This is a genomic window from Mycolicibacterium pulveris (assembly GCF_010725725.1).
GTDB classification, from domain to species: Bacteria; Actinomycetota; Actinomycetes; order Mycobacteriales; family Mycobacteriaceae; genus Mycobacterium; species Mycobacterium pulveris.
Genome location: NZ_AP022599.1, coordinates 132,933 through 145,960 on the forward strand (window position 1 = coordinate 132,933; position 13,028 = coordinate 145,960).

The 13,028-nt window shown below is 68.3% G+C and carries 17 protein-coding genes; 10 read left to right on the forward strand and 7 right to left on the reverse strand.

Annotated elements, in window-relative coordinates; all coding sequences use genetic code 11:
* The first annotated feature begins 1 nt into the window (after nt 1).
* The 6 genes from G6N28_RS00840 to G6N28_RS00865 are packed head-to-tail and all read left to right on the forward strand — an operon-like array spanning nt 2 to nt 4,228.
* Complete coding sequence (locus G6N28_RS00840; protein ID WP_163896601.1) at nt 2-742, forward strand: hydrogenase assembly protein HupF; 741 nt, start codon at nt 2-4, stop codon at nt 740-742.
* On the forward strand, nt 739-1,413 hold the full coding sequence (locus tag G6N28_RS00845; protein WP_163896602.1) for a D-sedoheptulose-7-phosphate isomerase: 675 nt from the start codon (nt 739-741) through the stop codon (nt 1,411-1,413). Before G6N28_RS00840 ends, G6N28_RS00845 begins: the two co-directional genes overlap by 4 nt.
* Nucleotides 1,410-2,516, forward strand: a complete 1,107-nt coding sequence (gene hypE / locus G6N28_RS00850) for a hydrogenase expression/formation protein HypE (protein WP_163896603.1) — start codon at nt 1,410-1,412, stop codon at nt 2,514-2,516. The genes G6N28_RS00845 and hypE overlap by 4 nt, the downstream gene beginning before the upstream one ends.
* Before the next feature lie 24 nt (nt 2,517-2,540).
* Nucleotides 2,541-2,822 carry a HypC/HybG/HupF family hydrogenase formation chaperone gene (locus tag G6N28_RS00855; protein ID WP_046753221.1) on the forward strand — a complete coding sequence of 94 codons (282 nt, stop codon included), beginning with the start codon at nt 2,541-2,543 and terminating at the stop codon, nt 2,820-2,822.
* A gap of 1 nt (nt 2,823) precedes the next feature.
* A complete protein-coding gene (gene hypD, locus G6N28_RS00860) occupies nt 2,824-3,951 on the forward strand; it encodes a hydrogenase formation protein HypD (RefSeq protein ID WP_163896604.1) in 1,128 nt (375 codons plus the stop codon).
* 58 nt (nt 3,952-4,009) lie between these two features.
* Entirely contained in the window at nt 4,010-4,228 is a 219-nt protein-coding gene (locus G6N28_RS00865) for a hypothetical protein (protein WP_163896463.1), read from the forward strand.
* A 75-nt stretch (nt 4,229-4,303) separates the two neighbouring features.
* On the opposite strand, the gene G6N28_RS00870 is transcribed toward G6N28_RS00865, so the two are convergent.
* Nucleotides 4,304-4,498: a DUF3046 domain-containing protein gene (locus G6N28_RS00870; RefSeq protein WP_163896605.1), complete on the reverse strand. Its 195-nt coding sequence runs from the start codon at nt 4,496-4,498 to the stop codon at nt 4,304-4,306.
* A 9-nt stretch (nt 4,499-4,507) separates the two neighbouring features.
* Nucleotides 4,508-5,671 carry a glycosyltransferase gene (locus G6N28_RS00875; RefSeq protein WP_163896606.1) on the reverse strand — a complete coding sequence of 388 codons (1,164 nt, stop codon included), beginning with the start codon at nt 5,669-5,671 and terminating at the stop codon, nt 4,508-4,510.
* Between the two features lie 42 nt (nt 5,672-5,713).
* Here G6N28_RS00875 and G6N28_RS00880 point away from each other — a divergent pair, with 42 nt between their 5' ends.
* Both G6N28_RS00880 and G6N28_RS00885 read left to right on the forward strand, forming a co-directional pair.
* Complete coding sequence (locus G6N28_RS00880; protein ID WP_163896607.1) at nt 5,714-6,154, forward strand: limonene-1,2-epoxide hydrolase family protein; 441 nt, start codon at nt 5,714-5,716, stop codon at nt 6,152-6,154.
* Between the two features lie 28 nt (nt 6,155-6,182).
* Entirely contained in the window at nt 6,183-6,599 is a 417-nt protein-coding gene (locus G6N28_RS00885; RefSeq protein WP_163896608.1) for a DUF5313 domain-containing protein, read from the forward strand.
* A gap of 2 nt (nt 6,600-6,601) precedes the next feature.
* On the opposite strand, the gene pspM is transcribed toward G6N28_RS00885, so the two are convergent.
* From pspM to pgsA, 4 genes are all read right to left on the reverse strand, one after another.
* On the reverse strand, nt 6,602-7,420 hold the full coding sequence (pspM, locus tag G6N28_RS00890; RefSeq protein WP_179961996.1) for a phage shock envelope stress response protein PspM: 819 nt from the start codon (nt 7,418-7,420) through the stop codon (nt 6,602-6,604).
* 18 nt (nt 7,421-7,438) lie between these two features.
* Complete coding sequence (gene pspA / locus G6N28_RS00895; protein WP_163896609.1) at nt 7,439-8,251, reverse strand: phage shock protein PspA; 813 nt, start codon at nt 8,249-8,251, stop codon at nt 7,439-7,441.
* Nucleotides 8,252-8,370: 119 nt separating this feature from the next.
* Nucleotides 8,371-8,697 carry a transcriptional regulator ClgR gene (gene clgR / locus G6N28_RS00900; protein ID WP_163896610.1) on the reverse strand — a complete coding sequence of 109 codons (327 nt, stop codon included), beginning with the start codon at nt 8,695-8,697 and terminating at the stop codon, nt 8,371-8,373.
* Nucleotides 8,698-8,794: 97 nt separating this feature from the next.
* A complete protein-coding gene (gene pgsA / locus G6N28_RS00905; RefSeq protein ID WP_163896611.1) occupies nt 8,795-9,382 on the reverse strand; it encodes a CDP-diacylglycerol--glycerol-3-phosphate 3-phosphatidyltransferase in 588 nt (195 codons plus the stop codon).
* 41 nt (nt 9,383-9,423) lie between these two features.
* Between pgsA and G6N28_RS00910 the strand changes: the two genes are divergently transcribed.
* The gene (locus G6N28_RS00910; protein WP_163896612.1) at nt 9,424-9,933 is read left to right on the forward strand and encodes an amino-acid N-acetyltransferase; all 510 of its coding nucleotides are present in this window, start codon (nt 9,424-9,426) and stop codon (nt 9,931-9,933) included.
* A 49-nt stretch (nt 9,934-9,982) separates the two neighbouring features.
* Here the strand turns inward: G6N28_RS00910 and G6N28_RS00915 are convergent, their stop codons facing one another.
* Nucleotides 9,983-12,439: an FtsK/SpoIIIE family DNA translocase gene (locus G6N28_RS00915; protein WP_179961997.1), complete on the reverse strand. Its 2,457-nt coding sequence runs from the start codon at nt 12,437-12,439 to the stop codon at nt 9,983-9,985.
* Between the two features lie 99 nt (nt 12,440-12,538).
* Between G6N28_RS00915 and G6N28_RS00920 the strand changes: the two genes are divergently transcribed.
* A complete protein-coding gene (locus G6N28_RS00920) occupies nt 12,539-12,991 on the forward strand; it encodes a DUF2834 domain-containing protein (protein WP_046753652.1) in 453 nt (150 codons plus the stop codon).
* Nucleotides 12,992-13,028 lie beyond the last annotated feature (37 nt).

The following is a 13,028-nucleotide window of genomic DNA, read 5'->3' on the forward strand; positions in this document are numbered from 1 at the left end:
GATGACCGTCACCGCGCGACCGGGCGGGTCCTACATCGACGCCGAACTGTCCGCCGACCTCGCGGCGGCCGCGCTGGACATGGCCCGGCGATTCCACCAGGGCGCCACTCTCTGGGTCATCTCCCCGCAGTGGGAGCCGCACGCTCATCACGTCGCCGTCGAGTTCGTCCATCCGGTGATCATGGGCAAGCGTGCGCTACCGTCGGTCGCGCTCGTCGAACCCGATCCGGTGGCGCAGGCCCGGGTGGCCAGCCGACCCGGTGACCTGCTGATCGCGGTCGCGTCCGCCAGCGAACCCGCCGTCGTCGACGCGATGCGCCGCGCCGAGGCGTGGGGCGTGCTGACCCTGTGGATCGGATCCGGTCCACGCCCGAAAGCCGGTGCCGCCGACCACATTCTGTGGATCGACTCCGAGGATCCGATGCTCCCGGCCACCGGGACGTTCGTGTTGATGTATCACCTGCTCTGGGAACTGACCCACGTCTGCTTCGAGCATCCCGGGCTGCTGAGATCCGCCGAGTGCACCGACGACGTCTGCATCACGTGCAGCGACCAGGGCCGGGTCGGCGAGGTGCTGCTCGAACCCAGCACCGCAACCGATCCGGCTCTCGTGCGCACCGCCCAGGGCGAGGAATGGGCGGACGTCACCCTGCTCGGTGGTGTCGCGGTCAACGACCTCGTGCTCGTCCACGCCGGGGCGGCCATCTCCCGCCTCGACATCGGCCAGGAGGTGAACCGATGACAGAGCCCGAAAGCACCGGCTTCCTGTATCCGTTCATCGAATCCGAAGAGACCGACGCCACCAGCCTGCTCGACGATCTGAGCGCCTCGGCGCGCGGCAAGGCCGCCGAAAGCGCCCGGCTGCAACGCGCCTCGCTCGACGAGTACGGCGCTGCACTGACCGCGGCGGGCACCGAGATGGCCGACCGATTCCGCCGCGGCGGGCGGCTCTACACCTTCGGAAACGGTGGCAGCTCCACCGACGCCGCGACGCTGGCGTCGCTGTTCAGCCGGCCGGCCCGGGGACGTCCGGTCGCCGCGTGGTCCCTTGCCGCCGACAACGCCGTGGTCACCGCGCTCGGCAACGACGTCGGCTTCGAGCTGATCTTCAAGCGCCAGATCATCGCCCACGCCCGCAGCCAGGACATCGCGATCGCGCTGTCCACGTCGGGCAATTCGGAGGATTTGATGACCGCCATCACCGAGGCCAAGCAGCGCGGCCTGCTGACCGTCGGATTCTCCGGCCACGACGGCGGACGGATGGCCGACGCCGAGGATCTGGACTACTGCTTCACGGTGCGCTCGCAGAGCATCCACCGCATCCAGGAGAGCCACGCCATGCTCGGCTACCGCCTCTGGTCCGTCGCCCAGGAACACATGGCCCGTCCCCGCAATGGAGCGCACTCGACATGACCGGAACAGTCGACAGGGCAGCAAGCGCCGCGGAGCGCGAAGACCGCGCGCTGGAACGCATCGACCGACAGCGGCAGCGACGGCCCCGCCTGCTCGACGACGTCGTGACGCTCGCACACGGCGCAGGCGGCAAGTCGTCGGCGACGCTGGTCGACGCGGTGTTCCTCGAGGCGTTCCGCAACGCCGAACTCGAACAACTCGGTGACGCGGCCACGCTGCGTAGCGCATCGGGTGAGCGGATGGCGTTCTCCACCGACTCGTATGTCGTTTCGCCGCGGCGCTTTCCGGGCGGCTCGATCGGTCACGTCGCCGTACACGGAACGATCAACGATCTCGCGGTATCGGGCGCGCGACCGCAGTGGCTGTCGGCGGCCTTCGTCATCGAAGAGGGCTTCCCGATCGCCGAACTGCGCGAGATCGTCGCCGACATGAGCGACGCGGCCACGGCTGCCGGTGTGCAGATCGTCACCGGTGACACCAAGGTGGTCGGCAGGGGCGCCGCCGACGGCGTCTACGTCTGTACGGCCGGGGTCGGTGTGATCCCCGAGGACAGAAGGCTTTCCCGAGATCTCGTGCAACCCGGTGACCGCGTGCTGCTCTCGGGGACCATCGGTGAACACGGCATGGCGGTCATGCTCGCCCGCGGCGATCTGGCCATCGACGCCGACATCGCCTCCGACACGGCGCCGGTGCACGAACTGGTGGAGATCCTGCTGGCGGCGGCGCCGTCGACCCGGTGGATGCGCGACGCCACCCGCGGCGGCGTCGGCACCGTGGCCAACGAGTTGGTCAAGGACCGGCCGTTCGCGCTGATCCTCGACGAGGACGCGATTCCCGTGGCGCCGCAGGTGCTCGGCGCCTGCGACCTGCTCGGCATCGATCCGCTGTATGTGGCCAACGAGGGCAAGTTCGTCGCCGTCGTCGCCGCCGCGGAAGCGGAGGCGGCCGTCTCCGCACTGCGGGCCCATCCCCGGGGAGCCGACGCCGCCGTCGTCGGCGAGATCGTTCCCCAACCACCCGGAATCGTGGCGCTGCGAACATCTTTCGGCGGCAGCCGGATCGTCGACATGCTCGTCGGCGACCCGCTGCCGCGAATCTGCTGAACCGACAACCGGAGGGAGAGACTGATGTGCCTGGGCATTCCCGGCCAGGTGGTCGACATCGTCGACGCCGAGCAGTCCCTGGCCAAGGTCGATGTCAACGGCGTGCGCCGCAACATCAGCGTGCGGCTGCTGGCCGACGACAACCTGCGCGTCGGTGACTGGGTGCTGGTACACGTCGGGTTCGCGATGGCCAAGATCGACGAACGTGAGGCCGAGATCACCCTCGACCAGGTGCAGAAGATGGGTGCCGACTACGTGACCGAGATCGAAGCGTTCACTTCGTCCGAGATCGGTTGGGAGGCTTGATATGAGGTTCGTCGACGAATTCCGGGACCCGGCGGCGGCCCGCGCTCTGGTCAAATCGATCACCGAGCTCGCCGCGGGTGACGAGTTCAAGTTCATGGAGGTGTGCGGCGGGCACACCCACACCATCTACCGGCACGGCATCGAGCACCTGCTGCCCGAATCCGTCGAGCTGGTGCACGGGCCGGGATGTCCGGTGTGTGTGATCCCGATGGGCCGGATCGACGACGCGATGTGGCTGGCCGAACAGCCCGGCATCATCTTCACGACGTTCGGCGACATGATGCGCGTGCCGGGATCCGACGGCACCCTGATCGCGGCCAAGGCGCGCGGCGCCGACGTGCGGTTCGTCTACTCCCCCCTCGACGCACTCAAGGTGGCCGTCGACAATCCCGACCGTCACGTGGTGTTCTTCGCCGTCGGTTTTGAGACCACCGCGCCGTCGACCGCGGTGACGCTGGTGCGCGCCCGCGCGCTGGGCGTGACGAACTTCAGCGTGTTCTGTAACCACGTCACGATCGTTCCGCCGATCAAAGCCATCCTCGAGTCGCCCGATCTGCGGCTGTCGGGGTTTCTCGGGCCGGGTCACGTGTCGACGGTGGTGGGTCTGCGCCCGTATCGCTTCGTGCCCGAGGTGTACGGCAAGCCGATCGTGGTCGCCGGGTTCGAGCCGCTGGACATCCTCGCCTCGGTGCACATGCTGCTGCAGCAGATCCGGGAGGGGCGGTGCGAGGTGGAGAACCAGTACACCCGGGTGGTGCGCCCCGAAGGCAACACGCAGGCGTTGAAGCTGATGGCCGAGACGTTCGAGCTGCGTCCGCACTTCGAGTGGCGCGGCCTGGGGTTCATCTCCCAGAGCGCGCTGAAGATTCACCGTGACTACGCGCAGTTCGACGCCGAGGCGATGTTCGAGATGCCCGGCGTGCGGGTCGCCGACCCCAAGGCGTGCCAGTGCGGCGAGGTCCTCAAAGGCGTGATCAAGCCGTGGGAGTGCAAGGTGTTCGGCACGGCGTGCACACCGGAGACCCCGATAGGCACCTGCATGGTGTCTGCCGAGGGCGCCTGCGCCGCGTACTACAACTTCGGCCGGTTGCACCGGCAAACAGCGCTGGTGCTGGGGCGTCGCGGCTAGATTCAGCCGGCACAAGCATCGCCGCAGCCCACGCGGCGAAGGGTGAGGAGTAATGGTCATGACAGAGCCGGAGGACAAGGGATCACGAGACACCGGTTCGGATGTGCCGTCGGGAGGACCCGCCGATCGTCCGTCGGGTGAATACCAGGGTGACGAGTCCGTTCCCACCTACGGAAGCGACGAGAAACCCGACTTCGAAACGAGCTTCACCAACGAACCCCCGCGCGATGTCGAGCCGGAGGTGCCGCCGTACGAGGGCCGCAAGGAGTCCGGGTAGCAAGGCCGATTGCGCGGTTTCATCCGCGACACGCCGAGGCACGCGGATGAATCCGCACACTCGTTGCAGTCCCCGTCACCACTGATCTCGCGGGACGTCGAAGTCCGCGCACAGCGCGCGCCAGACCTCCCGTGGGTCGATGCCGTCCTCGATGGCCTGCACGGCGGTGCGTCCACCCAGCCCGCTGAGCACGTGGTCGACGATGATCGACGCGCCCCGGACGGGGCCGAACTGTTGCTCGACCAGCTCGTGGAATTCCGTCAACCGCACGGGTCCAACCTACGTCAGCGCGTTATGGCACACGCGTACCGGATCCTCCACGCCGGAGATCGAGGAACCGGCGCGGCGCGCGGCATCCCGATACCGCGGCGATGACAGCACCTCGGTGGCCGCCGATGCCAGCGCCTCCGCGGTCAACGGCCGGACCAGCTGGCCGCTGCCTTGTCGCACAACACGATTGGCGATCTCCCACTGATCACCACCGCCGGGCACCAGCACCAGCGGCACCCCGGCCAGCAGCGCCTTGGACACCATGCCGTGACCGCCGCCGCAGATGACCAGGTCGGCCTGCCTCAGGAGTTCGTCCTGGCGGCCCAAGCCGACGGCCGCCCACGGCGGCACCGGCGCGTCGGGCCCCGCCAGCCGCGACACCACCACGCGCGCCCCCTGCGGCAGCGTCTCCCCCGGCGTCAGCGCCTGCAGCGCCACCTCGGCCAGGCCGCGGGTGCCCGTCGTCGCGGTGGACGGCGCGACGACCACCACCGGGCCCGAGCCGGGCGGAACCGTCAGGACCTCGGAGGTCGGCTCGAAGTGCAGCGGACCCACCACCACCGCCTCGGCGGGCCAATCGGGACGCGGCACCTCCAACGCCGGCAGGGTTGCGATGAGCCGTCGCAGCGGCCCGGAATCCTCTGCGGGCAAACCGATTTCGAGGCGTGCCGCCGCCCGCTGCCGTAGCCCTTTGCGCCACGACCGGTTGCTCAGCGCACGCATCACCGCGTCGCGCACCCGGCCGCTGACCCCCACCCCGGGCGCCAGCCCGCTGCCCACCGGCGGCAGGCCCTTCGACGGCCGGTACAGCGGGTGAGGGTTCAACTCGATCCACGGCAGCCCCAGCAGTTCGGCGCAGAACCCGCCGGCGACGGTGATCGCGTCCGACACCACCAGATCCGGCGCCAGCGCCCGCACCTGCGGGGCGTTCTGCACCGCCATGCGCGCCGCGCGCTGGTTGATCTTGGCACCGGCGTCGGCGTCGTCGTCCAGATCGGTCGGGTCCAGCCCGAGCAGCTCCACGGCATCCACCCCGGCGGCGCGCGCGGTGTCCAGCCACTGTTTGCCGGTCAGCAGCGTCGGCGCGTCGCCGCTGGCCAGGAAGCGAAGGCACAACGCGATGGCCGGGAAGGCATGCCCGGGATCGGGTCCGGCCACCACCGCGACGCGCATTGCCCTACCGTGCCACAGGGCCCGCGCACTAGGCTGGCGACCATGACCGACCAGGCTGCCGGACTGAGACCAGACCTCGACAACGTGCGCACCGTGGAGACGTTTCTCTACGCGCTGCAGGACGAGGATTTCGATACCGTGGACAGCTCGCTCGCCGACGGGATCGAGTGGCAGAACGTCGGGTACCCCACGATCCGCGGCCGGCAGCGCATCGTCGGCCTGCTGCGGCGCGGCCAGGGCCGTTTCGGCTTCGAGGTCAAGATTCACCGCATCGCCGCGGAAGGCAACGCCGTGCTGACCGAGCGCACCGACGCGTTGGAGTTCGGGCCGATCCGCATCCAGTTCTGGGTATGCGGCGTGTTCGAGGTGCACGGCGGACGCATCACGTTGTGGCGCGACTACTTCGACACGCTGGACTTCCTCAAGGGCACGGTCCGCGGGCTGGTCGCCGCGGTGTTCCCGTCACTGCGTCCGAGGATGTGAGGGCCGGCCGGTAGCATCGGTGGTCGACATGAGTACCACCACACCACGCGCGCGGCCCAACCTCTGGGAGTACATCGGCTACAGCTACGGCCGGCGTCTGCCCGATTCGATGCGCGACTGGGTCCGCAACGACCTGGCCGGCGAGGGTGCGACGCGCCGCATGATGATCCGCGTCTTCGTTCCCGCGCTCCTGGTGCTGGCGCCGTTCTGGTTGATCCCGACGACGTTCGTCGTGCATCTGTCGATGACGCTGCCGATCCTGATTCCGTTCGTCTACTTCTCGCACGCCCTCAACAAGGTGTGGCGCCGGCACATGTTGGCCAAACACGGCCTGGACCCCGGCCTGGTCGATGAGATCTCGCGCCGTAAGAAGGCCCATGTGCACCAGGCGTACATCGAACGCTACGGCCCGCGGTCGGGACCGCCGAGCTCACACGACATCTGAGGCTACGCGCCGCGCAGCTGACCCAGTTCGTCGAAAGCCTGCGCCCATCCGACCAGCCTGTCGGTGGCGTTGGACAGTTCGTCGCGGTAACGCTGCTGCGACATCGGTGAGCTCGACATCGGCCCAGAGTTCACCGCCGAGACCAATTGCGCTGCGGCGTTGACCATTTCGTTGTACTGCCGCGCACCGTGATGCAGCTGCGCGGTGAACGCCTGGATGGTGGGGGTCAGATGCGTACGTGACTGCGGCGCCGAGCGGACGGCGCGCTCCATCGACACCACCTCGGCGGCGGTGGCCGCCATGGTCGCGGCGGTCTGATCGGCGGCGAAAGTCAGCTCGCGCAGTTCGTCGGGCGGCAGCATGCGGCCCCGCTCCATGACGCCCAGCAGCGAGAAGAAGCCGCGCTCGGAGGCGGCCAGCGCGGCCATCGGCTGCCGCGCAGCAGAGCCCCACGGCGGCAGCCGGCGCGCCGCGCGGGATCGCCGCGGCGGCAACGGCTCGCGTCGCAGCCAGCGATACCTCAGAAACGCCAGGGTCGCCAAGAACGCCGCGCCCGCGGCGATGGGCGTCGGGATGAACAGCACCCAAAACGGCGTGCTCCACGCCGCCAGCAGCGCGGTGACCCCGATCCAGAACACGCACGACACGCTGAAAAACAGCGCCAGCCGCAGCGCCCAGCGCCGCTTGCGCAGCAATTTGGCGCGCGGATCGGATGCGGCATGCAGCCTTTCGGCCAGCACATCGGACCACTCCGCCGCGGTGTCGACGCCGCGCTGCACCATGGACCGCCAGGCCTCGGGTCGACTCGCGCGTGGGTTCACTGTGCTTCCCTACGAAAACTACTGCGACAGCGGGTTTTCCGGCTTGGCCTGCTGATCGACAGCCGGTTGTGCCTGCGCCGGTGTGGCGGTGCCGCCGGCCGGCAGCTGCTCGCCGCGCATCGACGCCCGGATCTGCTCCAGCCGGGAATGGCCTGCCATCTGCACGCTGGCCTGCTGCACCTCGAGCATCCGGCCCTGCACCGAGTTCTGGGCCAGTTCGGCCGACCCCATGGCGTTGGCGTAGCGGCGTTCGATCTTCTGCCGCACCTCGTCGAGGCTGGGGGTGGCGCCGGGCGCGGCGAGCTCGCTCATCGACTGCAGCGACGCGCTGACCTGCTCCTGCATCTTGGCCTGCTCGAGCTGCGACAACAGCTTGGTGCGCTCGCTGATCTTCTGCTGCAGCATCATCGCGTTCTGCTCGACGGCCTTCTTGGCCTGGGCGGCCGCCTGAAGCGCCTGGTCGTGCAGGGTCTTGAGGTCCTCGACGCTCTGCTCGGCGGTGACCAGCTGGGCGGCGAACGCCTCGGCGGCGTTGTTGTATTCGGTGGCCTTGGCGGCATCCCCGGCGGCGGTGGCCTGGTCGGCCAGCGTCAGCGCCTGCCGGACGTTCACCTGCAGTTTCTCGATGTCGGCCAGTTGGCGGTTGAGCCGCATCTCCAGCTGGCGCTGGTTGCCGATGACCTGGGCGGCCTGCTGCGTCAGGGCCTGGTGCTGGCGCTGCGCCTCCTCGATGGCCTGCTGAATCTGCACCTTCGGATCGGCGTACTCGTCGACCTTGGAGCTGAACAGCGCCATCAGGTAGCGCCACGCCTTGACGAACGGATTGGCCATGGATCATTCCGCCTTCGTGTCTGTGGTTGTCTCGGACTCGCCGGCGCCTCGGGTCACCGTGCTGCCCAATCTATCGGGTCGGCACCGATCGCCACACCCAGTCAGTCGTCGGAACCGGCTCAGGCCACAGCCATCGACACAACCTGAGGAATGACGACTTTGGTGCTCTCGTCGATGTTGGCGGCACCGGCACCGGCCACCGCGGCCAGCTCTGCGCGCTCCATCTCCTCGCCGGCGTCCGCGAGCACCCGGGACAACGGGATGTCCAGCGCACCGCAGATGGCGTTGAGCAGTTCGCTGGAGGCTTCCTTGCGGCCGCGTTCCACCTCGGACAGATAGCCGAGGCTGACCCGGGCGGTGTCGGACACCTCGCGCAGCGTGCGCCCCTGCTCGATGCGGGCACGACGCAGCACCTCGCCGATCACCTCGCGCAGCAATGCCGTCATCGTGCTCTCCTTATCAACTCGAGTCGCGGGGTTCCTACTAAGCAACGCTATGCACCGCCGGGATGGTTCCCGAACCGCGCGAATTCGGCTGTGAAGATCAGGCCCGGGCTCGGGAATCCCTGGCCGCGGAGATGACGTAGTCGATGCCGGTGAGCACGGTCAACACGACCGCGGCCCACATCACCACCCACGCGACGGCCAGCAAGGGGCCGGACAGCGGCAGGATGAACAGGCCGATCGCCACCCCCTGCACCAGCGTCTTGAGCTTGCCGCCGCGGCTGGCCGGGATGACGCCGTGCCGCAGCACGGCGAAGCGCAGCACCGTGATGCCGACCTCACGCACCAGGATCAGCACCGTGATCCACCACGGCAGATCGCCGAGGAGTGACAGCCCGATCAGCGCGGCGCCGATCAGGGCCTTGTCGGCGATCGGATCGGCCAGGGTGCCGAACTCGGTGACCATGCCGTAGCTGCGCGCCAACGCGCCGTCGAACCGGTCGGTGACCACCGCGACGGTGAACACCACGAATGCAGCTACCCGCCAGAAGGTTTCATGGCCGTCACCGACGAACAGCAAAACCAGGAACACCGGAACCAACGCCATGCGCACGCCGGTGAGCACGTTCGCGATGTTGGCCACTCGGGCGCGCGGAACCAGCGGATCAGTATGAGGTTGGCCCGGCACCGCCACAGAATATCGGTTGCTCAAACCGATACTCTCCACGTGTGAGCGCAGATTCCGGTCGGGTCGTTGTGCGGCGGGCCCGGGCGTCGGACGTGCCCGCGATAAAAGCGTTGGTGGACATCTACGCCGGCAAAATCCTGCTGGAGAAGAACCTGGTGACGCTGTATGAGGCGGTCCAGGAGTTCTGGGTGGCCGCGGTCGACGACGAGGTGATCGGCTGCGGAGCCCTGCATGTGATGTGGTCGGACCTCGGCGAGGTGCGCACCGTGGCGGTGCACCCGACGTTCCTCGGCCGCGGCATCGGGCACGCGATCGTCGACCGGCTCCTGGGAGTGGCTAGGGAGCTGCGGCTCAAGCGCATCTTCGTGCTCACCTTCGAGGTGGAGTTCTTCAGCAAGCACGGCTTCGCCGAGATCGACGGCACCCCGGTGACCGCGGAGGTCTACGAGGAGATGTGCCGGTCCTACGACACCGGTGTCGCGGAGTTTCTCGACCTGTCCTATGTCAAGCCGAACATCTTGGGCAACACGCGCATGCTGCTCACGCTGTAGCGATTTGTGTGCGTTTTGCTGCGCTCCGCGCGCCTAGACGGAACACAAATCACTCGTCGTCCTCGCCCGTGTCGGCGCCGCGGATCGACGCGAGTGTGGCCGCCAGCTCGTCGGGCTTGACCAGCACCTCGCGGGCCTTGGAGCCCTCGCTGGGCCCGACGATGTTGCGGGTCTCCATCAGGTCCATCAACCGCCCGGCCTTGGCGAACCCGACGCGCAGCTTGCGCTGCAGCATCGACGTCGAGCCGAACTGGCTGGACACCACCAGCTCGACGGCCTGCAGGAAGACGTCCATGTCGTCGCCGATGTCGGGGTCGACGTCGGTGCGCTCGCTGGTGGTCTTGGCGGTGGTGACGCCCTCGGTGTACTCGGGCTCGGCCTGTTCCTTGCAGGCGGTGACCACGGCGTGGATCTCGTCGTCGCCGACGAACGCGCCCTGCAGCCGGATCGGCTTGTTGGCGCCCATCGGCAGGAACAGGCCGTCGCCCATGCCGATCAGCTTCTCGGCGCCCTGCTGATCGAGGATCACGCGGCTGTCGGTCAGCGACGACGTCGCGAACGCCAGCCGCGACGGCACGTTCGTCTTGATCAGGCCGGTGACCACGTCCACCGACGGGCGCTGGGTGGCCAGCACCAGGTGAATGCCTGCCGCGCGGGCCTTCTGGGTGATGCGCACGATGGCGTCCTCGACGTCGCGCGGGGCGGTCATCATCAGATCCGCCAGCTCGTCGACGATCGCCACGATGTACGGGTAGGGCCGGTACTCGCGGTTGCTGCCCAGCGGGGCGGTGATCTCCCCCGACCGCACCTTCTTGTTGAAGTCGTCGATGTGGCGCACCCGCGACGCCTGCATGTCCTGGTAGCGCTGCTCCATCTCCTCGACCAGCCACGCCAACGCGGCGGCGGCCTTCTTCGGCTGGGTGATGATCGGCGTGATCAGGTGCGGAATGCCTTCGTAAGGCGTGAGTTCCACCATCTTGGGGTCGATCAGGATCAACCTGACCTCTTCGGGTGTCGCCCGCGCCAGCAGCGACACCAGCATCGAGTTGACGAAGCTCGACTTGCCCGACCCGGTGGAGCCGGCCACGAGCAGGTGCGGCATCTTGGCGAGGTTTGCCGAAATATATTCGCCCTCAATGTCTTTGCCTAGACCGATCACCAACGGATGGTGGTCGGTACGGGTCGACGGATCGGTCAGCACGTCGGCCAGGCGCACCATCTCCCGGTCGGTGTTGGGCACCTCGATGCCCACCGCGGATTTGCCGGGGATCGGCGCGAGCATGCGCACGCTCTCCGTGGCGACCGCGTAGGCGATATTGCGGTGCAGCGCAGTGATTTTCTCGACCTTGACGCCGGGTCCCAACTCGACCTCGTACCGGGTGACGGTCGGGCCGCGGGTGCAGCCGGTGACCGAGGCGTTCACCTTGAACTGCTGCAGGACCTCGTTGATCGCGTCGACCATCCGGTCGTTGGCCGCGCTGCGCCGCTTGGGCGGATCACCCATGACCAACAAGTCGAGCGACGGCAGCGTGTAGGGACCGTCGACGACGCGGTCCAGGGCCTGCGCCTGTTTCTTGGCGGGCTTCTTCTTGCGGCTGCGGGCGGCCGGCTCCGGGACGGTGGGCGTCTCGTCGTCGATCGGGTAGTTGTCCATCGGCGTGCCGGTCGGCCACGGCTGGGCCCCGTCGTCGCTGTAGCCGGCGGGGTCGTCGTAGTAGCCGTCGGAGAAATCCTCGGGCTGCGCGGCGAAGTCGACGTCGTCGTATTCGTCGTCGTCATGCTCGCCGCGGAAACCGCGCGTGGAGAACATCATCTGCAACGTCGACGGGACCTCACGGATCGTGGTGCCCGTCACCAGCAGGACACCGAACAACGAACCCATGAACAGCAGCGGCGCGGCGATCCATGCGGTGAGCCCGTCGGAGAGCGGGCCGCCGATGGCGAACCCGAAGAACCCGGCGGCGTGCTGACGGGCCGCGGGATCGGCGGGCGAGCCGGCCCACAGGTGCCACAGGCCGAGTGCGGGCAGCGCGACCATCGCCGCACCGAGCACCAGCCGGGGCCGGGCGTCGGGGTCCGGCTCGGTGCGCATCAGCAGCACCGCCACCGCAACCAGCACGATCGGCAACACCACCACCGCCGAACCGACGAGCACCCGCAGGAAGGTGTCGATCCACTCCCCGACAGGTCGGGCCGCGTCGAACCAGGAGCTCGCGACGATCACCACCGCGACGCCCAGCAGGGCCAGCGCGATCCCGTCGCGACGATGGCCGGGCTCGAGGTCACGCGCGCGGCCCACCGACCGGGCCGTCGACCCGACACCCTTGGCCAGCATCAGCCAGCCCGCGCGGACACCGCGGCCCACCGCGGCACCGGCGGTCGCGACCGGCGACGGATTGCGGCGCGATGCCGGCCTGCGTCGCGGCGCCGACCGTGACCCGCTCCGCGAACCGGTCTTTGACATGGTCGAACGGGTGCCAGAGCGCGCGGCGGTCTTACTAGCCATGCCTGCAAGCCTAGTCGCAATAGTCCCAGATACAACATCTGCCACACTGGTCACAAAAGGGTATCTGTTCAGCACCGAGCAGGCATACCGTGCCGAAACATGACCGCCAGCGATATCCGGGCCGGTATGCCCACGTCCAGCAAGGTGCTTTGCGGTGTTTACGCCGCCATTGCCGTCGCCGCCCTGATAGCGACCTGGAGCCAGAACCTGGCCTACTCCGGCCACGGTGCCGACCTGCTGCGGGTGTTCTGGGAGGACACCAAGGCCAACCCGGCGTCGCGGTCGATCACCGCCGACATCGCGCTGTTCCTGCTCGCCGCCGCGGTCCTCATGGTGGCCGAGGCCCGCAAGCACGGCGTGAAGTACGTGTGGGCCTACATCGTCGGCGGATTCCTGATCGCGATCAGCGTGACGTTTCCGTTGTTCCTCATCGCCCGCGAGGTCCGGCTGAGCCGCACGGAGGCCAACCGGTTGTCGACGCCGGACACCGTCGGGCTGGTCGCGCTGGCGGTGGCGGTGGCCGCGTTCACGATCTGGGTGGACGTGCTCTGAACGACGGGCAGTAGGCTGTGCACTCGTCCAGCAGCAC

What these genes read in the sequence shown, in the direction of transcription:
- G6N28_RS00840 (WP_163896601.1), top strand. Translation starts at nt 2, where the DNA reads ATGACCGTCACCGCGCGACCGGGCGGGTCCTACATCGACGCCGAACTG.
- G6N28_RS00845 (WP_163896602.1), top strand. Translation starts at nt 739, where the DNA reads ATGACAGAGCCCGAAAGCACCGGCTTCCTGTATCCGTTCATCGAATCC.
- hypE (WP_163896603.1), top strand. Translation starts at nt 1,410, where the DNA reads ATGACCGGAACAGTCGACAGGGCAGCAAGCGCCGCGGAGCGCGAAGAC.
- G6N28_RS00855 (WP_046753221.1), top strand. Translation starts at nt 2,541, where the DNA reads ATGTGCCTGGGCATTCCCGGCCAGGTGGTCGACATCGTCGACGCCGAG.
- hypD (WP_163896604.1), top strand. Translation starts at nt 2,824, where the DNA reads ATGAGGTTCGTCGACGAATTCCGGGACCCGGCGGCGGCCCGCGCTCTG.
- G6N28_RS00865 (WP_163896463.1), top strand. Translation starts at nt 4,010, where the DNA reads ATGACAGAGCCGGAGGACAAGGGATCACGAGACACCGGTTCGGATGTG.
- G6N28_RS00875 (WP_163896606.1), bottom strand. Translation starts at nt 5,671, where the DNA reads ATGCGCGTCGCGGTGGTGGCCGGACCCGATCCCGGGCATGCCTTCCCG.
- G6N28_RS00880 (WP_163896607.1), top strand. Translation starts at nt 5,714, where the DNA reads ATGACCGACCAGGCTGCCGGACTGAGACCAGACCTCGACAACGTGCGC.
- G6N28_RS00885 (WP_163896608.1), top strand. Translation starts at nt 6,183, where the DNA reads ATGAGTACCACCACACCACGCGCGCGGCCCAACCTCTGGGAGTACATC.
- pspA (WP_163896609.1), bottom strand. Translation starts at nt 8,251, where the DNA reads ATGGCCAATCCGTTCGTCAAGGCGTGGCGCTACCTGATGGCGCTGTTC.
- clgR (WP_163896610.1), bottom strand. Translation starts at nt 8,697, where the DNA reads ATGACGGCATTGCTGCGCGAGGTGATCGGCGAGGTGCTGCGTCGTGCC.
- G6N28_RS00915 (WP_179961997.1), bottom strand. Translation starts at nt 12,439, where the DNA reads ATGGCTAGTAAGACCGCCGCGCGCTCTGGCACCCGTTCGACCATGTCA.
- G6N28_RS00920 (WP_046753652.1), top strand. Translation starts at nt 12,539, where the DNA reads ATGACCGCCAGCGATATCCGGGCCGGTATGCCCACGTCCAGCAAGGTG.